Below are 20,794 nucleotides of genomic sequence, written 5' to 3' on the forward strand. Positions count from 1 at the left end.
ATGGAAGCCAGGGCCCAGGCGCGGTACATCCGCGTCACGCCCATGAAGGCCCGCCGAGTGGTGGACCTTATCCGTGGCATGGACGCCACGGAGGCTCAGGCGGTCCTGCGTTTCGCCCCGCAGGCCGCGAGCGTGCCGGTCGGCAAGGTGCTTGACAGCGCCATTGCCAACGCCGCACACAACTACGACCACACCGACGCCGACAGCCTCGTCATCTCCGAGGCGTACGTCGACGAGGGTCCGACCCTGAAGCGGTTCCGTCCGCGTGCCCAGGGCCGCGCCTACCGGATCCGCAAGCGGACCAGCCACATCACCGTGGTCGTCAGCAGCAAGGAAGGAACCCGGTAATGGGCCAGAAGGTTAACCCGCATGGGTTCCGGCTCGGCATCACCACGGACTTCAAGTCCCGCTGGTACGCCGACAAGCTGTACAAGGACTACGTCAAGGAAGACGTCGCCATCCGTCGGATGATGACGTCCGGCATGGAGCGCGCCGGCATCTCGAAGGTGGAGATCGAGCGCACCCGTGACCGCGTCCGTGTGGACATCCACACGGCCCGTCCGGGCATCGTCATCGGCCGCCGTGGCGCCGAGGCCGACCGCATCCGCGGTGACCTCGAGAAGCTCACGGGCAAGCAGGTCCAGCTGAACATCCTCGAGGTCAAGAGCCCCGAGACCGACGCTCAGCTGGTCGCCCAGGCCGTCGCCGAGCAGCTGTCCTCCCGCGTCTCCTTCCGTCGCGCCATGCGTAAGAGCATGCAGGGCACGATGAAGGCCGGCGCCAAGGGCATCAAGATCCAGTGTGGTGGCCGTCTCGGCGGTGCCGAGATGTCCCGCTCGGAGTTCTACCGCGAGGGCCGTGTGCCCCTGCACACGCTCCGCGCGAACGTGGACTACGGCTTCTTCGAGGCCAAGACGACCTTCGGCCGTATCGGCGTGAAGGTCTGGATCTACAAGGGCGACGTCAAGAACATCGCCGAGGTCCGCGCCGAGAACGCCGCCGCCCGTGCCGGCAACCGCCCGGCCCGTGGTGGCAACGACCGCCCGGCCGGCCGTGGTGGCCGCGGTGGCGGTGGCGGCGAGCGTGGCGGCCGCGGCCGCAAGCCGCAGCAGCAGTCCGCGCCGGCTGCCGAGGCCCCCAAGGCCGACGCTCCCGCCGCGGCTGCCGCTCCGGCTGAGAGCACCGGAACGGAGGCCTGACCGAAATGCTGATCCCCCGTAGGGTCAAGCACCGCAAGCAGCACCACCCGAAGCGCCGTGGTCAGGCCAAGGGCGGTACGCAGGTTTCGTTCGGCGAGTACGGCATTCAGGCCCTCACGCCGGCGTACGTGACGAACCGCCAGATCGAGGCCGCTCGTATCGCGATGACCCGCCACATCAAGCGTGGCGGCAAGGTCTGGATCAACATCTACCCGGACCGCCCGCTGACCAAGAAGCCTGCCGAGACCCGCATGGGTTCCGGTAAGGGTTCGCCGGAGTGGTGGATCGCGAACGTTCACCCGGGCCGGGTCATGTTCGAACTGTCCTACCCGAACGAGAAGATCGCGCGTGAGGCCCTCACTCGTGCAGCCCACAAGCTGCCGATGAAGTGCCGGATCGTCAAGCGCGAGGCAGGTGAAGCGTGATGTCGGCCGGTACGAAGGCGTCAGAGCTGCGCGAGCTGGGTGACGAGGAGCTTCTCGCGAAGCTCCGCGAAGCCAAGGAAGAGCTGTTCAACCTCCGCTTCCAGGCGGCGACCGGACAGCTCGAGAACCACGGCCGTCTGAAGGCGGTCCGCAAGGACATCGCGCGGATCTACACCCTGATGCGTGAGCGCGAGCTGGGCATCGAGACGGTGGAGAGCGCCTGATGAGCGAGAGCAACGTGACCGAGAACACCACTGAGGCGCGCGGATTCCGCAAGACCCGTGAGGGTCTCGTCGTCAGCGACAAGATGGACAAGACCGTCGTCGTCGCCGTCGAGGACCGCGTGAAGCACGCGCTGTACGGCAAGGTCATCCGCCGTACGAACAAGCTCAAGGCGCACGACGAGCAGAACGCCGCGGGTGTCGGCGACCGTGTCCTCCTCGCGGAGACCCGGCCGCTGTCCGCGACGAAGCGCTGGCGCGTCGTCGAGATCCTCGAGAAGGCCAAGTAATTCCTGCGGGGTCGACCCGGCAGGACAGTTCCGCCAGGCTCGGCAGGGGTCCTCTTCACTGAGGCCCCTGCCGGGAACCGGCAGACAAACAGGAGATAGACGTGATCCAGCAGGAGTCGCGACTGCGTGTCGCCGACAACACTGGTGCGAAGGAGATCCTTTGCATCCGTGTGCTCGGTGGCTCCGGTCGCCGCTACGCGGGCATCGGCGACGTCATCGTCGCCACCGTCAAGGACGCGATCCCCGGCGGCAACGTGAAGAAGGGTGACGTCGTCAAGGCGGTCATCGTTCGCACCGTCAAGGAGCGCCGCCGTCCGGACGGCTCGTACATCCGCTTCGACGAGAACGCCGCCGTCATTCTGAAGAACGACGGCGACCCTCGCGGCACCCGTATCTTCGGCCCCGTCGGCCGTGAGCTGCGCGAGAAGAAGTTCATGAAGATCATCTCGCTCGCGCCGGAGGTGCTGTAAGCATGAAGATCAAGAAGGGCGACCTGGTTCAGGTCATCACCGGTAAGGACAAGGGCAAGCAGGGCAAGGTCATCGCGGCCTTCCCCCGTGAGGACCGCGTCCTGGTCGAGGGTGTCAACCGGGTCAAGAAGCACACCAAGGCCGGCCCGACCGCCAGCGGTTCGCAGGCCGGCGGCATCGTGACGACCGAGGCCCCGATCCACGTGAGCAACGTTCAGCTCGTCGTGGAGAAGGACGGCAACAAGGTCGTCACGCGTGTCGGTTACCGCTTCGACGACGAGGGCAACAAGGTTCGCGTTGCCAAGCGGACGGGTGAGGACATCTGATGGCTACCACCACCACTCCGCGTCTCAAGACGAAGTACCGCGAGGAGATCGCGGGCAAGCTGCGTGAGGAGTTCTCCTACGAGAACGTCATGCAGATCCCGGGCCTCGTCAAGATCGTGGTCAACATGGGTGTGGGCGACGCCGCCCGCGACTCCAAGCTGATCGAGGGCGCCATCCGCGACCTCACCACGATCACCGGGCAGAAGCCGGCCGTCACCAAGGCCCGCAAGTCCATCGCGCAGTTCAAGCTGCGTGAGGGCCAGCCGATCGGCGCCCACGTCACCCTCCGTGGCGACCGCATGTGGGAGTTCCTGGACCGCACCCTGTCGCTCGCGCTTCCGCGCATCCGCGACTTCCGTGGTCTGTCCCCCAAGCAGTTCGACGGCCGTGGCAACTACACCTTCGGTCTCACGGAGCAGGTCATGTTCCACGAGATCGACCAGGACAAGATCGACCGCACCCGGGGTATGGACATCACCGTGGTGACCACGGCGACCAACGACGCTGAGGGCCGCGCGCTCCTTCGTCACCTCGGCTTCCCCTTCAAGGAGGCGTGAACGAGATGGCGAAGAAGGCTCTGATCGCGAAGGCTGCTCGCAAGCCCAAGTTCGGCGTGCGTGGCTACACGCGCTGCCAGCGCTGCGGCCGTCCCCACTCCGTGTACCGCAAGTTCGGCCTGTGCCGCGTGTGCCTTCGTGAGATGGCTCACCGTGGCGAGCTGCCGGGCGTGACCAAGAGCTCCTGGTAATCCCCCTAAACAGGGGATTGCAGGGCTCTCGGTAAGCACTGGGCGTGTCAGGTGCCCACCTCTTCATGGCTTAGGCTTGGAGGGTTGGGCGCCTGATTGCCGCCCGTACGACTTACTACGCCGTAGGTCCACCGCGCCGCACCCGTCCCGTCTCGGATCGGGGAGAGGGATGGCGCACCAGGAAACCCCGGCGAGAGAGGCCGAAGGCCAACTCATGACCATGACTGATCCGATCGCAGACATGCTTACGCGTCTGCGCAACGCGAACTCGGCGTACCACGACTCCGTGGCTATGCCGGCATCGAAGATCAAGTCTCACATCGCGGAGATCCTCCAGCAGGAGGGCTTCATCACGGGCTGGAAGGTCGAGGACGCCGAGGTCGGCAAGAACCTCGTCCTCGAGCTGAAGTTCGGCCCGAACCGTGAGCGCTCCATCGCGGGCATCAAGCGGATCTCCAAGCCCGGTCTCCGGGTGTACGCGAAGTCCACCAACCTGCCCAAGGTGCTGGGCGGCCTCGGCGTGGCGATCATCTCCACGTCCCACGGGCTCCTCACCGACAAGCAGGCCGGCAAGAAGGGCGTAGGCGGAGAAGTTCTCGCCTACGTCTGGTAGCGGAAGGGAACGGAGGAAACAGCTATGTCGCGTATTGGCAAGCTCCCCATCACGGTTCCCGCCGGCGTGGACGTCACCATCGACGGCCGTACGGTCGCGGTCAAGGGCCCCAAGGGCTCGCTGACCCACACCGTTGCCGCGCCGATCGACATCGCCAAGGGTGAGGACGGCGTTCTCAACGTCACCCGCCCCAACGACGAGCGTCAGAACAAGGCCCTGCACGGCCTGTCCCGCACGCTGGTGGCGAACATGATCACCGGCGTGACCGAGGGTTACGTGAAGAAGCTCGAAATCAGCGGTGTCGGTTACCGCGTGACGGCCAAGGGCTCGAACCTCGAGTTCGCGCTCGGCTACAGCCACCCGATCACCGTCGAGGCGCCCGAGGGCATCACCTTCAAGGTGGAGGCCCCCACCCGGTTCTCGGTCGAGGGCATCGACAAGCAGAAGGTCGGCGAGGTTGCGGCCAACATCCGCAAGCTGCGCAAGCCCGACCCGTACAAGGCCAAGGGCGTCAAGTACGAGGGCGAAGTCATCCGCCGCAAGGTCGGAAAGGCGGGTAAGTAAGCCATGGCATACGGACAGAAGATCCTCAAGGGCGACGCTTACAAGCGCGCTGCGATCAAGCGTCGCCACATCCGGATCCGTAAGCACATCTCGGGTACGGCCGAGCGTCCGCGCCTGGTCGTGACGCGCTCCAACCGCCACATCGTGGCCCAGGTCATCGACGACATCAAGGGTCACACCCTGGCGTCGGCGTCGACCCTGGACACGACGATCCGCGGCGGCGAGGGCGACAAGTCCGCGCAGGCCAAGTCGGTCGGCGCCCTGGTCGCCGAGCGCGCCAAGGCCGCCGGTGTCGAGGCTGTCGTGTTCGACCGTGGTGGCAACCAGTACGCCGGGCGCATCGCCGCCCTGGCGGACGCCGCCCGCGAAGCCGGACTCAAGTTCTGAGTCGCCCGTCGCGCTAGCGACCTAGGTCGCTGCGTAGCTAGCGGAAAAAGAGAGAGGTAATCCAATGGCTGGACCCCAGCGCCGCGGAAGCGGTGCCGGTGGCGGCGAGCGGCGGGACCGGAAGGGCCGTGACGGTGGCAACGCCGCCGCCGAGAAGACCGCGTACGTTGAGCGCGTTGTCGCGATCAACCGCGTCGCCAAGGTTGTGAAGGGTGGTCGTCGCTTCAGCTTCACCGCGCTGGTCGTGGTGGGTGACGGTGACGGCACCGTGGGTGTCGGTTACGGCAAGGCCAAGGAGGTGCCGGCCGCCATCGCCAAGGGTGTTGAGGAGGCCAAGAAGCACTTCTTCAAGGTCCCCCGTATCCAGGGCACCATCCCGCACCCGATCACGGGTGAGAAGGCTGCCGGCGTCGTTCTGCTCAAGCCCGCGTCCCCCGGTACCGGCGTCATCGCCGGTGGCCCGGTGCGTGCCGTGCTCGAGTGCGCCGGTATCCACGACATCCTGTCGAAGTCGCTCGGCTCGTCGAACGCGATCAACATCGTGCACGCGACCGTGGCGGCTCTCAAGGGCCTGCAGCGTCCCGAGGAGGTCGCGGCCCGCCGTGGCCTGCCCCTCGAGGACGTCGCTCCCGCGGCTCTGCTGCGTGCGCGTGCCGGGGCTGGTGCTGCGTAATGGCTCAGCTCAAGATCACGCAGACGAAGTCGTACATCGGTAGCAAGCAGAACCACCGTGACACCCTGCGTTCCCTTGGTCTCAAGGGGATCAACTCGCAGGTCGTCAAGGAGGACCGCCCCGAGTTCCGCGGAATGGTGCACACCGTCCGCCACCTCGTGTCGGTCGAGGAGGTCGACTGATCATGGCGGAGAACAACCCGCTCAAGATCCACAACCTCCGTCCCGCCCCGGGCGCCAAGACCGCCAAGACCCGTGTGGGTCGTGGTGAGGCGTCGAAGGGTAAGACGGCTGGACGTGGTACCAAGGGCACGAAGGCCCGTTACCAGGTTCCGGAGCGCTTCGAGGGTGGCCAGATGCCCCTCCACATGCGTCTCCCGAAGCTCAAGGGCTTCAAGAACCCGTTCAAGACCGAGTTCCAGGTCGTGAACCTCGACAAGCTGGGCGCGCTGTACCCGGAGGGTGGCGAGGTCACCGTCGAGGGGCTCGTCGCCAAGGGTGCCGTTCGCAAGAACAGCCTCGTCAAGGTGCTCGGCCAGGGCGAGATCTCCGTGGCGCTGCAGGTGACGGTCGACGCCGTCTCCGGCTCCGCCAAGGAGAAGATCACCGCCGCCGGCGGTACCGTCACCGAGCTCGTCTGAACACCACAGGCGTCTCGATGACTTGAGCGATCCCGACCGGGGATGCCCCACAAATGGGGTATCCCCGGTTGGTCGTTCCTAGGGTGGCAGTCTCGCCGGTAAGGTGACCTGCACTGCCTACTTTCACAGGGTGCGTCACTTGGGGCACCCTGGGCGGCAGTCAACCGTTACGTATGACGTCGTCGTTTCTATCGGACTCTCAAGACCGTCACCCTTGACGCAGTTGCGCGGGGGTCGCAGGAGGCACCGTGCTCACCGCGTTCGCCCGGGCGTTCAGGACGCCCGACCTGCGCAAGAAGCTCCTCTTCACGCTCGCCATCATCGTGGTGTACCGCGTCGGTACCCACGTTCCGATCCCGGGCGTCAACTACACGTCCGTCCAGCAGTGTGTGGACGAGGCCTCCGGCAACCAGGGCCTGTTCGGCCTGGTCAACATGTTCAGCGGCGGCGCGCTGCTGCAGATCACGATCTTCGCCCTCGGCATCATGCCGTACATCACGGCGAGCATCATCCTGCAGCTGCTGACCGTGGTGATCCCGCGTCTGGAGGCCCTCAAGAAGGAGGGCCAGGCCGGCACGTCGAAGATCACGCAGTACACCCGTTACCTCACGGTGGCGCTCGCCATCCTGCAGGGCACCGGCCTGGTGGCCACCGCCCGCAGCGGCGCGCTGTTCTCCGGTTGCACGGTCGCCTCCAGCATCGTCCCGGACCAGGCGATCTTCACGACCATCACCATGGTCATCTGCATGACCGCGGGTACGGCCGTCGTCATGTGGCTCGGCGAGCTCATCACCGACCGCGGTATCGGCAACGGCATGTCGATCCTCATGTTCATCTCGATCGCCGCGACGTTCCCGTCCGCGCTGTGGGCGATCAAGAAGCAGGGCACGCTGGCCGGCGGCTGGATCGAGTTCGGCACCGTCATCCTCGTGGGCCTGGTCATGGTCGGCCTGGTGGTCTTCGTGGAGCAGGCTCAGCGCCGTATCCCCGTGCAGTACGCGAAGCGCATGATCGGCCGCCGTTCCTACGGCGGCACCTCGACCTACATTCCGCTGAAGGTCAACCAGGCCGGTGTGATCCCGGTCATCTTCGCGTCCTCGCTGCTGTACATCCCGGCACTGGTCGCCCAGTTCTCCGGCAGCAACTCCGGCTGGAAGACCTGGATCGAGCAGAACCTGACCAAGGGCGACCACCCCATTTACATCAGCATGTACTTCTTGCTGATCGTTTTCTTCGCGTTCTTCTACGTGGCGATCTCCTTCAACCCCGAGGAAGTCGCCGACAACATGAAGAAGTATGGTGGCTTCATCCCGGGCATCCGGGCTGGCCGACCGACCGCTGAGTACCTTTCGTACGTGCTCAACCGGATCACCTGGCCGGGTTCGCTGTATCTGGGTCTGATCGCTCTCGTACCGACGATGGCGTTGGTTGGCTTCGGGGCAAGCCAGAACTTCCCGTTCGGTGGGACAAGCATCCTGATCATCGTGGGTGTCGGTCTCGAGACGGTGAAGCAAATCGAGAGCCAGCTCCAGCAGCGCAATTACGAAGGGTTCCTCCGCTGATGCGTATCGTCCTCGTCGGGCCGCCGGGCGCCGGTAAGGGAACGCAGGCCGCGTTCCTCGCCAAGAACCTGTCGATCCCGCACATCTCCACGGGCGACCTGTTCCGGGCCAACATCAGCAAGCAGACGGAGCTCGGCAAGCTGGCGAAGTCCTACATGGACAAGGGCGAGCTGGTGCCGGACGAGGTCACCATCGCGATGGCCAAGGACCGCATGGAGGCTCCCGACGCCGAGAACGGCTTCCTGCTGGACGGGTTCCCGCGCAACGTCTCGCAGGCCGAGGCGCTGGACGAGATGCTGACGTCCGAGGGCATGAAGCTGGACGCGGTGCTGGACCTGGAGGTCCCCGAGGAAGAGGTCGTCAAGCGGATCGCCGGCCGGCGCATCTGCCGCAACGACTCGGCGCACGTCTTCCACGTGTCGTACAAGGCACCGAAGAAGGACGGCGTCTGCGACGTCTGCGGCGGGGAGCTCTACCAGCGGGACGACGACTCCGAGGAGACCGTCCGCACCCGGCTGGAGGTCTACCACACGCAGACCGAGCCGATCATCGACTACTACAAGGCCCAGGGTCTCGTGGTGACGATCTCGGCGCTCGGCAAGGTGGAGGATGTGACCGCTCGCGCCATGGAGGCGCTGAAGCGGGGCGAGGACGACAAGTAGTCGTCGCAGAACCTCGGCCGCGGTTCCCTGTCGAAGGGGGCCGCGGCTGCTGCGTGTGGGGCGGGCCGGCCGGCGGCCGGCCGTGAAGCCTTATCGTTGAAGGCGTTCGTACTCTTTCCCGGTCCACGAAAGGCTTCCGCCGACATGGTGCAGATCAAGTCCCCCGAGCAGATCGCCAAGATGCGTGCGGCGGGGCTGGTCGTTGCCGCGATTCACGCGGCGACCCGAGAGGCCGCCGTGCCCGGTGCGTCGACGAGGGATCTGGACCAGGTCGCGCGCAAGGTGCTGGCCGAGCACGACGCCAAGCCGAACTTCCTCGGGTACGGCGGTTTCCCCGCGACGATCTGCACCTCGGTCAACGAGGTCGTCGTCCACGGCATCCCGTCCGACGAGGTCGTCCTGAAGGACGGGGACGTCATCTCCGTCGACTGCGGCGCGATCATCGACGGCTGGCACGGCGACGCCGCCTACACGGCGTTCGTCGGCTCCGGTCACTCCCCGGAGCTGATCGAGCTGTCCCGGGTCACCGAGGAGTCGATGTGGGCCGGCATCGCGGCGATGAAGCCGGGCAACCGGCTCGTCGACATCTCCCGGGCCGTCGAGACGTACATCCGCCGCCAGCCGAAGCCCGGCGGCGGCAAGTACGGGATCATCGAGGACTACGGCGGCCACGGCATCGGCACCGAGATGCACATGGACCCGCACCTGCTGAACTACGTGGAGAAGCGGCGCGGCAAGGGCCCGAAGCTGGTCCCCGGTTTCTGCCTGGCGATCGAGCCGATGGTGTCCCTGGGCACCCCGAGGACCAAGGTCCTGGAAGACGACTGGACGGTCATCACCACCGACGGCACCTGGTCCTCGCACTGGGAGCACTCCGTCGCCCTGACCGAGCAGGGCCCGCTGGTCCTGACCGCTCCCGACGGCGGCAGGGCCAAGCTCGCGGAGCTCGGCATCACGGCCGCGCCGGATCCCCTTGCTTAACGATCTCCGGCCCGGGGCAGACTTCCTCGATTCGTCTTTCCGGATGCCCTGACGTAGACTGACTCGTCGGCTCTGGTGCACCCGCATGTCTGCATGCGCTCGCACGGAGTCGATCAAGGTAGTCGATTCGAAGGGCGAAGCGTGGCCAAGAAGCAAGGTGCCATCGAGATCGAGGGCACTGTCGTCGAGTCTCTTCCGAACGCCATGTTCAAGGTCGAGCTCCAGAACGGCCACCAGGTCCTGGCACACATCAGCGGCAAGATGCGTATGCACTACATCCGTATCCTCCCTGACGACCGGGTCGTGGTGGAGCTGTCTCCGTACGACCTGACGCGTGGCCGGATCGTCTACCGCTACAAGTAGACCTTGCCCAGGTCCCGCAGCAGGCGGGACTGCCGGCAACTGACCCGGAGAACCTCACCCCATGAAGGTCAAGCCGAGCGTCAAGAAGATCTGCGACAAGTGCAGGGTGATCCGCCGTCATGGTCGGGTCATGGTCATCTGCGAGAACCCGCGCCACAAGCAGCGCCAGGGCTGACGCAGGGACCGCGCACCCTCTGCACCTCCGCAGAAATTCGCGCGACGCGAGCAACACACGTTCATACGCAGGACCCGGACACCACGGTGTCCGACACCCCCGGTTCGGAGGCCGGGGACCCGGTTCGTACCTCGTACGGCGGGCTGGGAGCCGGTTCTGTGGAAGACCTCCGAAGATCAACTGGAGCCATTGAATGGCACGCGTTTCCGGTGTTGACATCCCGCGCGAAAAGCGTGTGGAGGTCGCCCTGACCTACGTGTTCGGCATCGGCCGGACCCTGTCCCAGCTGACGCTGGCCGAGACCGGCATCGACCCGAACACCCGCGTTCGCGACCTCTCCGAGGAGCAGCTCGTCGCGATTCGTGAGTACGTCGACAGCAACATCAAGACCGAGGGTGACCTCCGCCGCGAGGTCCAGGCCGACATCCGCCGCAAGGTCGAGATCGGCTGCTACCAGGGTCTGCGCCACCGCCGCGGCCTGCCTGTCCGCGGTCAGCGCACCAGCACGAACGCTCGTACCCGCAAGGGCCCGCGTCGCGCCATCGCCGGCAAGAAGAAGCCGGGCAAGAAGTAGTCCTCAGCGGACGCTCACCAGCGGTCTTCGCTGTAGGACCGACCACCTCCCGTAGGAGTTATAGATGCCCCCCAAGGGTCGTCAGGGCGCTGCCAAGAAGGTGCGCCGCAAGGAAAAGAAGAACGTCGCTCACGGGCACGCCCACATCAAGAGCACGTTCAACAACACCATCGTCTCGATCACGGACCCCTCGGGCAACGTGATCTCCTGGGCCTCCGCCGGCCACGTCGGCTTCAAGGGCTCGCGCAAGTCGACCCCCTTCGCCGCGCAGATGGCCGCCGAGTCGGCCGCCCGCCGCGCGCAGGAGCACGGCATGCGCAAGGTGGACGTCTTCGTCAAGGGTCCCGGCTCCGGCCGTGAGACCGCGATCCGCTCCCTCCAGGCCACCGGCCTCGAGGTCGGTTCGATCCAGGACGTCACCCCCACCCCGCACAACGGCTGCCGTCCGCCCAAGCGTCGTCGCGTCTGACGCACGGCCGCCTGCGGTCCGAGGTTTTCGGGCGGTACGACCCCGTAAAGGGGCCGTATCGCCCGTACCCTTGCAGTACCCCGTGCTGTGTGTTGTGAGCGGCGCGGTTTTGTCGGACGTCAAATAGCGGGCGTCCACGAAAGAAGGATGATCCACCCATGCTGATCGCTCAGCGTCCCTCGTTGACCGAAGAGGTCGTCGACGAGTTCCGCTCCCGGTTCGTGATCGAGCCGCTGGAGCCGGGCTTCGGCTACACCCTCGGCAACTCCCTCCGCCGTACCCTGCTGTCCTCGATCCCCGGCGCCGCTGTCACCAGCATCCGCGTCGACGGCGTCCTGCACGAGTTCACCACCGTGCCGGGTGTCAAGGAGGACGTCACCGACCTGATCCTCAACATCAAGCAGCTGGTCGTCTCCTCGGAGCACGACGAGCCGGTCGTGATGTACCTGCGCAAGCAGGGCCCGGGTCTGGTCACCGCCGCCGACATCGCGCCCCCGGCCGGTGTCGAGGTGCACAACCCCGACCTGGTCCTCGCCACGCTCAACGGCAAGGGCAAGCTGGAGATGGAGCTGACCGTCGAGCGCGGTCGCGGCTACGTCTCCGCGGTGCAGAACAAGCAGGTGGGCCAGGAGATCGGCCGGATCCCGGTCGACTCCATCTACTCGCCGGTTCTCAAGGTCACCTACAAGGTCGAGGCGACCCGTGTCGAGCAGCGCACCGACTTCGACAAGCTGATCGTCGACGTCGAGACCAAGCAGGCCATGCGTCCGCGTGACGCCATGGCGTCGGCCGGCAAGACCCTGGTCGAGCTGTTCGGTCTGGCGCGTGAGCTCAACATCGACGCCGAGGGCATCGACATGGGCCCGTCCCCCACGGACGCCGCCCTCGCCGCCGATCTCGCGCTGCCGATCGAGGAGCTCGAGCTCACCGTCCGGTCGTACAACTGCCTCAAGCGTGAGGGCATCCACTCCGTGGGTGAACTCGTCGCCCGCTCCGAGGCCGACCTGCTGGACATCCGCAACTTCGGTGCGAAGTCCATCGACGAGGTCAAGGCGAAGCTGGCCGGCATGGGCCTGGCCCTCAAGGACAGCCCGCCCGGATTCGACCCGACCGCCGCGGCGGACGCGTTCGGGGCGGACGACGACGCGGACGCCGGTTTCGTGGAGACCGAGCAGTACTAGTCGCTCCGCGAGTCGGCCGGATCCCGGCTGCGCGGCCGTTGTGGCTGGTTGCGCAGTTCCCCGCGCCCCTTCGGGGGCGCGGACCCTCCGCGCGCTTCGCAAGAGGCGCCCGGATCTCCGACGGGCGATCGCCCGCTCGGACACTGACTCCGGTACCTGATACGGCCGGGGCAGACACCTAGGAGAGACAATGCCGAAGCCCACCAAGGGTGCCCGTCTGGGCGGCAGCGCCGCGCACGAGAAGCTGCTCCTCGCGAACCTCGCGAAGTCGCTGTTCGAGCACGGCCGTATCACCACCACCGAGGCGAAGGCGCGCAAGCTGCGCCCGTACGCCGAGCGTCTGATCACCAAGGGCAAGAAGGGCGACCTGCACAACCGTCGCCAGGTGCTCCAGGTGATCACGGACAAGAGCGTCGTCCACACGCTCTTCACCGAGATCGGCCCGCGCTACGAGAACCGCCCCGGTGGCTACACCCGCATCACCAAGATCGGTAACCGTCGTGGCGACAACGCGCCCATGGCTGTCATCGAGCTGGTCGAGGCGCTGACGGTCGCGCAGCAGGCGACTGGCGAGGCCGAGGCCGCCACCAAGCGTGCGGTCAAGGAGTCCGAGGAGGCCAAGGTCGAGGAGACCAAGGCCGACGAGGTCGTCGAGGACGCGGCTCCGGCCGAGGAGTCCAAGGACGCCTGAGGCTCCGCCCTGCGTCGAGCGGGTCCGCCCTTCGGGGCGGGCCCGCTCTTGCGTTGCTGAGAGGATCTAGGGGTGAGTGACGAAGTACAGCCCGGGTTCGTACGGGTGCGGATGGACCTCTCGTACGACGGGAGCGGGTTCTCCGGCTGGGCGAAGCAGGCCGGCGGGCGCCGGACCGTGCAGGGGGAGATCGAGGACGCCCTGCGGACCGTCACGCGGTCCGGGGAGACGACGTACGAGCTGACCGTGGCCGGGCGGACGGACGCCGGGGTGCACGCGCGCGGGCAGGTGGCTCATGTCGACCTGCCCGTCGAGCTGTGGGCCGAGCACCGCGAGAAGCTCCTCAAGCGGCTCGCCGGGCGCCTGTCGAAGGACGTCCGGGTCTGGTCCCTCACGGAGGCCCCCGCGGGCTTCAACGCCCGTTTCTCGGCCGTCTGGCGGCGGTACGCCTACCGGGTCACCGACAGCCCGGGCGGGGTCGACCCGCTGCTGCGGGGCCATGTCCTGTGGCACGACTGGCCGTTGGACGTGGACGCCATGAACGAGGCCGCCCGGGCGCTGCTCGGCGAGCACGACTTCGCCGCCTACTGCAAGCGGCGCGAAGGGGCCACCACCATCCGTACGCTCCAGGAGCTGGCGCTGGAGCGGGGCGAGGACGGGATCATCACCGCGACCGTGCGCGCCGACGCGTTCTGCCACAACATGGTGCGCTCGCTCATCGGGGCGCTGCTGTTCGTGGGCGACGGCCACCGGGGGAGCGAGTGGCCCGGGAAGGTGCTGGCGGCCGGCGTACGGGACTCGGCCGTGCACGTCGTACGGCCGCACGGGCTGACGCTGGAGGAGGTCGGCTACCCCGCCGACGAACTGCTGGCCGCGCGCAGCCGGGAGGCGCGCAACAAGCGGTCGCTGCCCGGGGCCGGCTGCTGCTGACCCCGGCCCTGGCTCCCGGGCCCTCCTAGCCGGCGGCGGCGGCCGACGCCTGGGCCTCGCCGCGGCGGCGGATCTGGCGGAAGGCGAACTCCGCCAGGTCGTTGCCGGTGGCGAAGACCTTGGTGTCCTTCGTCGTCACGTCCTTGCCGTCGGTGAACCCGGCGATCGTGAAGTAGGCGTAGCGGCCGTAGGAGTTGGTGGTCGAGCGGCAGATCGCGGAGTTGCAGAAGGCCTTCACGCCGTTGCCGGCCAGCGATCCGACGATGCTCTTGTTGTCGGCCTGGCTCTTGGCGCCGGTCGCCTGCGCCTCGGTGTCGAAGAGGGCCACGCCGACCGTCACGGCGACGCCGTCCCTGGAGTAGGTCACGCGCATCAGGCGGGTGCACTTGTTGTCGGCGAGGACCTTGACGAGGGTGCCGCGGGCGGCCGACGCGCAGTTCTTCGTGTCGGCGACGGCGCCCTTCTTGTAGACGGTCTCGCCCATGGTCAGCTGGGTGCCCGGGAAGAGGATGTCGGGGCCGACCGGCGCCGTGTCCTTGTTCTTGCTGGCGATGAACTCCTTCGGGTCCAGCGGGGGCGGCGCGCTGGTCGGGGCGAACGACGGGGCCGTCCCGCCGGACGCGCTCGGCAGGCCGCCCGTCGAGGGCAGCTGGGAGGTCGGGTTGCCCGACGCCTCGTCGTTGCCGCCCGCGTCCAGCACACCCATCGCCACGGCGACGCCGACCGCCACGGTGGCGACGACGCCGCCGCCTATGAACAGCAGTCGGCGGCGCCGGTTGCGCGTCTCGGACGCCTCGGCCAGCGCGGCCCAGTCCGGCGTCTGGTCGGTGCCGCTGTGCCACGGCTGCTGCTGGGAATTCGGTTTCCAGGGATCCCACTGGGACTGGGGTCCCCCCTGCCCAAAGCTCATGGGCCGCATCTTAGACGGGCGAACGGGTGTCGTTGTGCTGTGTGAATGTGAAGGAACATGTCACTCTGCGCGTCCCCTGCGTCACACCTGCCCCTCGTCTTCGCAGGTCACAGCGGTTCCCGCGGGTCCGGCCGGCACGGGGCACGGTGGTCGGGGCGGGAGCCCGGTACGATGAGTACCGGCAGCGATCCCGCGTTTTGACCCGTCCGGGTCCCCGAAGGTATCCTGCTTGTTCGTTATGTGTATTGGCTTGCTCATTCTCACGTGAGGGGCCCTTACACCGGTCCACCGGGCCGATGACCAGCGGCAGGACTCGGTTGCGTCACCGAGGTCCGCCAGGGCTGTCGTACATCGTCCGTGGTGGCCATGTCAGGACCCACTCACTGAAGAAGCGAAGGCTACGACCGTGCGTACGTTCAGCCCCAAGCCCGGCGACATCACTCGCCAGTGGTACGTCATCGACGCCCAGGATGTCGTCCTGGGTCGTCTGGCGACCACTGCCGCGAACATCCTGCGGGGCAAGCACAAGCCGATTTACGCGCCTCACGTCGATGCTGGTGACTTCGTCATCATCATCAACGCCGACAAGGTGCACCTCTCCGGCAACAAGAAGACCCAGAAGCTGGCGTACCGCCACTCCGGCTACCCGGGTGGTCTGCGCTCCGTCCGCTACGACGAGCTGCTGGCGAAGAACCCCGAGAAGGCCGTGGAGAAGGCCATCAAGGGCATGATCCCCAAGAACACCCTGGGCCGTCAGGTGCTCTCGAAGCTGAAGGTCTACTCGGGCGACCAGCACCCGCACGCTGCCCAGCAGCCGGTGCCGTTCGAGATCACCCAGGTCGCGCAGTAGTTCCGGCCACCCCCTAAGACGTAGAGAAGCCTGAGGAGAATCGTGGCCGAGACCACTGTCGAGCAGCCCCTCGACGAGAACGCCGATGTCGAGAACGTGGACATCGAGAGCTACACCACCGAGTCCGAGGTGCCCGTCGAGGGCGAGTACACCTCCGAGTCGCTGGCCGGCCGTTTCGGCGACCCCCAGCCGGCCGCCGGCCTGGGCCGCCGCAAGAACGCCATCGCCCGCGTCCGGATCGTCCCGGGCACCGGCAAGTGGAAGATCAACGGTCGCACCCTTGAGGACTACTTCCCGAACAAGGTGCACCAGCAGGAAGTCAACGAGCCCTTCAAGGTGCTCGAGCTCGAAGGCCGTTACGACGTCGTCGCCCGCATCTCGGGTGGCGGTGTCTCCGGTCAGGCCGGTGCGCTCCGTCTCGGTGTCGCCCGCGCCCTGAACGAGGCCGACGTGGACAACAACCGCGGCGCCCTCAAGAAGGCCGGCTTCCTCAAGCGCGACGACCGTGCGGTCGAGCGCAAGAAGGCCGGTCTGAAGAAGGCCCGTAAGGCTCCGCAGTACAGCAAGCGTTAATCGCTGCTGCCTGTACGTAGTCCGAACGCCCCGGCGGCACGCCACTGTGCCGCCGGGGCGTTCGTTTATCACGGCCTGGGCGTATAACGACATAAGACCTTCAAAGTCTTGTGTGATCTGATGTTCAGGCATGGAATGCCTGGGATGCGGAAGTCACCGGACGGCTTCCGGACTTCCGGAACTGATGCTTCCTCAGGAGGACAAGTGGGACGACTCTTCGGCACGGACGGCGTGCGCGGTGTCGCCAACGCGGATCTGACGGCCGAGATGGCACTGGGCCTCTCCGTCGCCGCGGCGCACGTACTGGCCGAGGCGGGCACCTTCGCCGGCCACCGGCCGACCGCCGTGGTCGGCCGCGACCCACGTGCGTCGGGGGAGTTCCTGGAGGCCGCCGTGGTCGCCGGCCTCGCCAGCGCGGGTGTGGACGTGCGGTGCGTCGGTGTGCTGCCGACACCGGCGGTGGCGTATCTCACGGGCGCGCTCGGCGCCGACCTCGGCGTGATGCTGTCCGCCAGCCACAACGCGATGCCCGACAACGGCATCAAGTTCCTCGCGCGCGGCGGGCACAAGCTCGACGACGAGCTGGAGGAGCGGATCGAGGCCGTCTACGAGGAGCACCGCACCGGCGCCCCCTGGGACCGGCCGACCGGCGGGGGCGTGGGCCGGGTCCGGTCCTACGACGAGGGCTCCGAGCGGTACGTCGAGCATCTCCTCGGCGTGCTGCCGAACCGTCTGGACGGTCTGCGGATCGTCCTCGACGAGGCGCACGGCGCGGCCGCCCTGGTCTCACCGGAGATCTTCACCCGGGCCGGGGCCGAGGTCGTCACCATCGGTGCCGAGCCCGACGGGCTCAACATCAACGACGGCTGCGGCTCCACGCACCTCGGGCCGCTGAAGGCCGCCGTCATCGAGCACGGAGCGGACTTCGGCATCGCGCACGACGGTGACGCCGACCGCTGCCTCGCCGTCGACCACACCGGTGAGGAGGTGGACGGCGACCAGATCATGGCCGTACTCGCGCTCGCGATGCGGGAGCGTTCCGCACTGCGCTCCGACACCGTTGTCGCGACGGTCATGTCGAATCTGGGCTTCAAGCTGGCGCTGGAGCGGGAGGGACTGAAGATCGTCCAGACCGCGGTCGGCGACCGGTACGTGCTGGAGGAGATGAAGGAACACGGCTACGCCCTCGGCGGCGAGCAGTCCGGGCACGTGATCATCCTGGATCACGCGACGACCGGCGACGGCACCCTGACCGGCCTGCTCCTCGCCGCCCGGGTCGCCGAGACCGGCCGGTCGCTGCGGGACCTCGCCGCCGTCATGGAGCGGCTGCCCCAGGTCCTCATCAACGTGCCGGACGTGGACCGCACCCGGGTCGGGAGCTCCGCCGAACTCGCCAACGCCGTCGCCGAGGCGGAGCGGGAACTGGGCGCGACGGGACGCGTCCTGCTGCGGCCCTCGGGGACCGAGCAGCTGGTACGGGTCATGGTCGAGGCCGCGGACATCGACCAGGCGCGGTCGGTGGCCGGGAGGCTGGCCGACGTGGTGAAGTCCGCGCTGGGCTAGACGGGTTGGGGGCGGGGCGCGGTCGCCGGCCTGTGCAGGGGGGCGGGTGACCGTCAGTGCCCTGTCGTGCCGGTCGGTCGCCTCGCCCCCGAAGGGAAGTCTCCCGGGCGCCTGTTGGAGCGGTGGAGGGACCAGAACCACTTCTGGGCCAGCAGGGTGAGGGTGCCCGCGAGGATGATGCCCACCAGGTTCAGCAGGAGCTGCTCCGTCGAGTGCCAGGTCTGGTTGGCGTCGCCGTAGGTCAGGGCCACGGCCGCGTTGGCGGCGGCCGGGACGGTCGTCACCGAGATGGCGACGCCGACCAGGGCGCCCGACTTGGAGGACGTCAGGGAGAGGGTGCCGGCGGCCCCGGCGAGAATGGCCACGACGAACGAGAACCAGTCGGGCGCGTAGACGAAACCGGTGTTGGGGCGGTCGGCCTCCAACTGGGCCTTGCTGAACAGGCCGACGGCGTCCATGAACAGGCTGAAGCCCGCCGTCACCAGCATGGCCGCCGCGAACCCGACGAGCAGGGCGACGAGCGAGCGCAGCGCCAGCCGGGGCGCCCGCCGCACCACCGCGGTGCAGATGCCCGCGAGGGGGCCGAACTCCGGTCCGACCGCCATCGCGCCGACGATCAGGATGGCGTTGTCGAGCACCACACCGCAGGCCGCGATCATCGTGGCGATGGTGATGAAGGCGACGTAGGTGACCGAGAGGGTCGACTCCTCGTGCGTGGCCTCCGTCAGGTGCTCCCACAGCACCGCGTCCGCGCCCTCGCCGGGAGCTTCCGCCTCGGCCTTCTCGGCGCGCTTGGACAGCGACAGGTCGATGTTCTCCACGGCGATGGAGCCGGTGGTCTCGATGCCCAACTCCTGCAGACCGGTGAGGAGTTCGTCACCGGCCTCGCGTGCCACGTCGCACAGCACCACGTCTCCGGCGGGATTGCGGGCGACCCCCGGCAGCAGGACGACATGGGTGGTGCCGACCGTCGTCTCGATCAGGCGGACCACGTCGTCGGTCCTGTCGGACGGGGTGATCAGGCGCAGGTGCAGCATGGGTCATTTCTACAGGCCCGCGCCGGGGGCCGGCCCGCGGGTCCGGTCACAGCTTGCGCAGGCTGAGCCGCTGCACCTTGTGGTCCGGGCCCTTGCGGACGATGAGGGTGGCGCGGCCGCGGGTGGGGGCCACGTTCTCGACCAGGTTCTGGCGGTTGATCGTGCGCCAGGTCGTGCGGGCGTAGTCGAGGGCCTCCTCCTCGGAGACCTGGGTGTACTTGCGGAAGTACGAGGACGGGTCCTGGAACGCGGTCGCGCGCAGTTTCTTGAACCGGTTGAGATACCAGCGCTCGATGTCCTCGACGCGGGCGTCGACGTACACGCTGAAGTCGAAGTAGTCCGCGAGGCCGACCCGGGTACGGCCGTCCTGGCCGGGCAGGGCGGGCTGCAGCACGTTGAGGCCCTCGACGATCAGGATGTCGGGGCGGCGGACCGTGAGCCGCTGGTCGGGGACGATGTCGTAGATGAGGTGCGAGTAGACGGGGGCCGTCACCTCGCCCTTGCCGGCCTTGATGTCGGCGACGAACCGGGTCAGGGCCCGGCGGTCGTACGACTCGGGGAAGCCCTTGCGGGACATCAGGCCGCGGGCCTCCAGCTCGCGGGTCGGCAGCAGGAAGCCGTCCGTCGTCACCAGCTCGACGCGCGGGTGCTCGGGCCAGCGCGACAGCAGGGCCTGGAGGAGACGCGCGACGGTGGACTTTCCTACGGCCACGGAGCCGGCGACGCCTATCACGAACGGCGTGCCGGACTGGGAGCCCTGCTCGCCGAGGAAGGTGTTCAGGGCGCCGCGGAGGCCGTCGGTGGCGCCGACGTAGAGGTTGAGCAGCCGGGACAGCGGGAGGTAGATGTCCCGCACCTCGTCCAGGTCGATGACGTCACCGAGCCCGCGCAGCCGCTCGACCTCCTCGGCGGTCAGCGGCAGCGGCGTCTTCTCCCGCAGCGCGCTCCACTCGGCTCGGGTGAGGTCGAGGTAGGGAGTCGCCTCCGGCCTGTGCCGGTGGGCGCTCCGGGGCATCGGGGAGACCGGGGATATCACAGTCCATTGTTAACGGAGTTTGAACGGGGTGGGGGGTGGGGTGGGTCACGTGGGGCGTGATCCCGTCCCTGGCCCGATCGCTCACAGCCGTCCACGACAGCGCCGGGCCCTGGGAACGCAGACCAAGACCCTGGGAGCGTGTCCTGGATCATGAGGGTGCTCACGAAGACGAGGGCGTATCGGCGTGGACGTACACGTCACCCTTGGCGATGTCATCGACCTCCTCCGCCCGCACGACGTGGAAGCCGGCCAGACGCAGGATGCCGATCAATGCCGTCTGCATGACTAGTACAACCTCGGTGTAGCGCTTCCACTCCGGCGCCGCCGGGTCCTGCCGTTCCGCTATCGCCCGCAGACCGGCCTCTCCCAGTTCTGGGGCGATCCAGCGGACGTAGAGGCCTCCGGCGTACTCACCCTGGCTGTCGACTTCCACCGAGACGCCGGGCTGTCTCGGCGTTCCCGGACTCTTGACATAGGTGGGAAGACCGGAGCGGTGGAGTTCTCCACAGACCCGGCGTGCCAGATCGTACCCAGCGGCGATGATTTCCTCCGACGCATACGGGTGACCGTGTGCCTCAGCCGTGGCTCGACTCTGGGGGTCTATGTACGTCACTGGGCACCTCCTGACGTGAGTCATCTCTGATGGTACGGGTGTCGGAAGCCGCAGTTTCTCCGAGTGGT

The 20,794-nt window shown here is 67.5% G+C and carries 32 protein-coding genes; 28 read left to right on the forward strand and 4 right to left on the reverse strand.

Annotation, left to right across the window (positions count from 1 at the left end; all coding sequences use genetic code 11):
• The 25 genes from rplV to truA all read left to right on the forward strand — a co-directional run bounded on the left by rplV (position 1) and on the right by truA (position 14,144).
• Positions 1–348: a 50S ribosomal protein L22 gene (gene rplV / locus AC07AZ_RS06925; RefSeq protein ID WP_030619142.1), complete on the forward strand. Its 348-nt coding sequence runs from the start codon at positions 1–3 to the stop codon at positions 346–348.
• The gene (rpsC, locus tag AC07AZ_RS06930) at positions 348–1,199 is read left to right on the forward strand and encodes a 30S ribosomal protein S3 (RefSeq protein ID WP_478844579.1); all 852 of its coding nucleotides are present in this window, start codon (positions 348–350) and stop codon (positions 1,197–1,199) included. Before rplV ends, rpsC begins: the two co-directional genes overlap by 1 nt.
• A gap of 5 nt (positions 1,200–1,204) precedes the next feature.
• Entirely contained in the window at positions 1,205–1,624 is a 420-nt protein-coding gene (rplP, locus tag AC07AZ_RS06935; protein ID WP_010986348.1) for a 50S ribosomal protein L16, read from the forward strand.
• Positions 1,624–1,848, forward strand: coding sequence for a 50S ribosomal protein L29 (gene rpmC / locus AC07AZ_RS06940; RefSeq protein WP_003998824.1), 225 nt, complete (start codon positions 1,624–1,626; stop codon positions 1,846–1,848). The genes rplP and rpmC overlap by 1 nt, the downstream gene beginning before the upstream one ends.
• A complete protein-coding gene (gene rpsQ, locus AC07AZ_RS06945) occupies positions 1,848–2,135 on the forward strand; it encodes a 30S ribosomal protein S17 (protein ID WP_057602880.1) in 288 nt (95 codons plus the stop codon). The genes rpmC and rpsQ overlap by 1 nt, the downstream gene beginning before the upstream one ends.
• Before the next feature lie 101 nt (positions 2,136–2,236).
• Positions 2,237–2,605 carry a 50S ribosomal protein L14 gene (gene rplN / locus AC07AZ_RS06950; RefSeq protein ID WP_003998823.1) on the forward strand — a complete coding sequence of 123 codons (369 nt, stop codon included), beginning with the start codon at positions 2,237–2,239 and terminating at the stop codon, positions 2,603–2,605.
• Between the two features lie 2 nt (positions 2,606–2,607).
• The gene (gene rplX / locus AC07AZ_RS06955) at positions 2,608–2,931 is read left to right on the forward strand and encodes a 50S ribosomal protein L24 (protein WP_266519679.1); all 324 of its coding nucleotides are present in this window, start codon (positions 2,608–2,610) and stop codon (positions 2,929–2,931) included.
• Positions 2,931–3,488 (forward strand): 50S ribosomal protein L5, encoded by a 558-nt coding sequence (gene rplE, locus AC07AZ_RS06960; protein ID WP_003974255.1) that lies wholly within the window; start codon positions 2,931–2,933, stop codon positions 3,486–3,488. The genes rplX and rplE overlap by 1 nt, the downstream gene beginning before the upstream one ends.
• 5 nt (positions 3,489–3,493) lie before the next feature.
• Positions 3,494–3,679: a type Z 30S ribosomal protein S14 gene (locus AC07AZ_RS06965; protein WP_003948630.1), complete on the forward strand. Its 186-nt coding sequence runs from the start codon at positions 3,494–3,496 to the stop codon at positions 3,677–3,679.
• Positions 3,680–3,893: 214 nt separating this feature from the next.
• Positions 3,894–4,292 (forward strand): 30S ribosomal protein S8, encoded by a 399-nt coding sequence (gene rpsH, locus AC07AZ_RS06970; RefSeq protein WP_030380853.1) that lies wholly within the window; start codon positions 3,894–3,896, stop codon positions 4,290–4,292.
• Between the two features lie 24 nt (positions 4,293–4,316).
• Positions 4,317–4,856 carry a 50S ribosomal protein L6 gene (rplF, locus tag AC07AZ_RS06975; RefSeq protein WP_478844583.1) on the forward strand — a complete coding sequence of 180 codons (540 nt, stop codon included), beginning with the start codon at positions 4,317–4,319 and terminating at the stop codon, positions 4,854–4,856.
• A 3-nt stretch (positions 4,857–4,859) separates the two neighbouring features.
• Complete coding sequence (gene rplR / locus AC07AZ_RS06980; protein ID WP_020132625.1) at positions 4,860–5,243, forward strand: 50S ribosomal protein L18; 384 nt, start codon at positions 4,860–4,862, stop codon at positions 5,241–5,243.
• Positions 5,244–5,307: 64 nt separating this feature from the next.
• Positions 5,308–5,916 (forward strand): 30S ribosomal protein S5, encoded by a 609-nt coding sequence (rpsE, locus tag AC07AZ_RS06985; RefSeq protein ID WP_356033202.1) that lies wholly within the window; start codon positions 5,308–5,310, stop codon positions 5,914–5,916.
• The gene (gene rpmD / locus AC07AZ_RS06990; RefSeq protein ID WP_046263519.1) at positions 5,916–6,098 is read left to right on the forward strand and encodes a 50S ribosomal protein L30; all 183 of its coding nucleotides are present in this window, start codon (positions 5,916–5,918) and stop codon (positions 6,096–6,098) included. Before rpsE ends, rpmD begins: the two co-directional genes overlap by 1 nt.
• Positions 6,099–6,100: 2 nt before the next feature.
• Positions 6,101–6,556 carry a 50S ribosomal protein L15 gene (gene rplO, locus AC07AZ_RS06995; protein ID WP_053746341.1) on the forward strand — a complete coding sequence of 152 codons (456 nt, stop codon included), beginning with the start codon at positions 6,101–6,103 and terminating at the stop codon, positions 6,554–6,556.
• A gap of 248 nt (positions 6,557–6,804) precedes the next feature.
• Positions 6,805–8,118, forward strand: coding sequence for a preprotein translocase subunit SecY (gene secY, locus AC07AZ_RS07000; RefSeq protein ID WP_356033198.1), 1,314 nt, complete (start codon positions 6,805–6,807; stop codon positions 8,116–8,118).
• Positions 8,118–8,780, forward strand: coding sequence for an adenylate kinase (locus AC07AZ_RS07005; protein WP_478844587.1), 663 nt, complete (start codon positions 8,118–8,120; stop codon positions 8,778–8,780). The genes secY and AC07AZ_RS07005 overlap by 1 nt, the downstream gene beginning before the upstream one ends.
• Positions 8,781–8,924: 144 nt before the next feature.
• Positions 8,925–9,761, forward strand: coding sequence for a type I methionyl aminopeptidase (map, locus tag AC07AZ_RS07010; protein ID WP_356033193.1), 837 nt, complete (start codon positions 8,925–8,927; stop codon positions 9,759–9,761).
• Positions 9,762–9,902: 141 nt separating this feature from the next.
• On the forward strand, positions 9,903–10,124 hold the full coding sequence (gene infA / locus AC07AZ_RS07015; protein WP_003948620.1) for a translation initiation factor IF-1: 222 nt from the start codon (positions 9,903–9,905) through the stop codon (positions 10,122–10,124).
• A 61-nt stretch (positions 10,125–10,185) separates the two neighbouring features.
• The gene (rpmJ, locus tag AC07AZ_RS07020; protein WP_003998809.1) at positions 10,186–10,299 is read left to right on the forward strand and encodes a 50S ribosomal protein L36; all 114 of its coding nucleotides are present in this window, start codon (positions 10,186–10,188) and stop codon (positions 10,297–10,299) included.
• 193 nt (positions 10,300–10,492) lie between these two features.
• Positions 10,493–10,873 (forward strand): 30S ribosomal protein S13, encoded by a 381-nt coding sequence (gene rpsM / locus AC07AZ_RS07025; protein ID WP_328749708.1) that lies wholly within the window; start codon positions 10,493–10,495, stop codon positions 10,871–10,873.
• Positions 10,874–10,937: 64 nt separating this feature from the next.
• A complete protein-coding gene (rpsK, locus tag AC07AZ_RS07030; RefSeq protein WP_003956432.1) occupies positions 10,938–11,342 on the forward strand; it encodes a 30S ribosomal protein S11 in 405 nt (134 codons plus the stop codon).
• Between the two features lie 158 nt (positions 11,343–11,500).
• A complete protein-coding gene (locus AC07AZ_RS07035; RefSeq protein WP_053661878.1) occupies positions 11,501–12,523 on the forward strand; it encodes a DNA-directed RNA polymerase subunit alpha in 1,023 nt (340 codons plus the stop codon).
• A 190-nt stretch (positions 12,524–12,713) separates the two neighbouring features.
• Entirely contained in the window at positions 12,714–13,214 is a 501-nt protein-coding gene (gene rplQ / locus AC07AZ_RS07040; protein WP_371669679.1) for a 50S ribosomal protein L17, read from the forward strand.
• Between the two features lie 72 nt (positions 13,215–13,286).
• Entirely contained in the window at positions 13,287–14,144 is an 858-nt protein-coding gene (gene truA, locus AC07AZ_RS07045) for a tRNA pseudouridine(38-40) synthase TruA (RefSeq protein WP_478844590.1), read from the forward strand.
• Between the two features lie 25 nt (positions 14,145–14,169).
• Here truA and AC07AZ_RS07050 read toward each other — a convergent pair whose 3' ends face one another.
• Entirely contained in the window at positions 14,170–15,054 is an 885-nt protein-coding gene (locus tag AC07AZ_RS07050) for a hypothetical protein (RefSeq protein WP_478844592.1), read from the reverse strand.
• A 406-nt stretch (positions 15,055–15,460) separates the two neighbouring features.
• Here AC07AZ_RS07050 and rplM point away from each other — a divergent pair, with 406 nt between their 5' ends.
• From rplM to glmM, 3 genes are all read left to right on the forward strand, one after another.
• Positions 15,461–15,904, forward strand: a complete 444-nt coding sequence (rplM, locus tag AC07AZ_RS07055) for a 50S ribosomal protein L13 (RefSeq protein ID WP_055614906.1) — start codon at positions 15,461–15,463, stop codon at positions 15,902–15,904.
• 42 nt (positions 15,905–15,946) lie between these two features.
• Positions 15,947–16,477 (forward strand): 30S ribosomal protein S9, encoded by a 531-nt coding sequence (rpsI, locus tag AC07AZ_RS07060; RefSeq protein ID WP_478844595.1) that lies wholly within the window; start codon positions 15,947–15,949, stop codon positions 16,475–16,477.
• A 204-nt stretch (positions 16,478–16,681) separates the two neighbouring features.
• Positions 16,682–18,040, forward strand: coding sequence for a phosphoglucosamine mutase (gene glmM, locus AC07AZ_RS07065; protein ID WP_478844597.1), 1,359 nt, complete (start codon positions 16,682–16,684; stop codon positions 18,038–18,040).
• A 53-nt stretch (positions 18,041–18,093) separates the two neighbouring features.
• Here glmM and AC07AZ_RS07070 read toward each other — a convergent pair whose 3' ends face one another.
• The 3 genes from AC07AZ_RS07070 to AC07AZ_RS07080 all read right to left on the reverse strand — a co-directional run bounded on the left by AC07AZ_RS07070 (position 18,094) and on the right by AC07AZ_RS07080 (position 20,726).
• The gene (locus AC07AZ_RS07070) at positions 18,094–19,077 is read right to left on the reverse strand and encodes a DUF389 domain-containing protein (protein WP_478844599.1); all 984 of its coding nucleotides are present in this window, start codon (positions 19,075–19,077) and stop codon (positions 18,094–18,096) included.
• Between the two features lie 46 nt (positions 19,078–19,123).
• Complete coding sequence (gene coaA, locus AC07AZ_RS07075; RefSeq protein ID WP_478844601.1) at positions 19,124–20,092, reverse strand: type I pantothenate kinase; 969 nt, start codon at positions 20,090–20,092, stop codon at positions 19,124–19,126.
• 181 nt (positions 20,093–20,273) lie between these two features.
• A complete protein-coding gene (locus AC07AZ_RS07080) occupies positions 20,274–20,726 on the reverse strand; it encodes a hypothetical protein (protein ID WP_478844603.1) in 453 nt (150 codons plus the stop codon).
• Positions 20,727–20,794 lie beyond the last annotated feature (68 nt).

Source organism: Streptomyces sp. NPDC043878 (assembly GCF_056435735.1).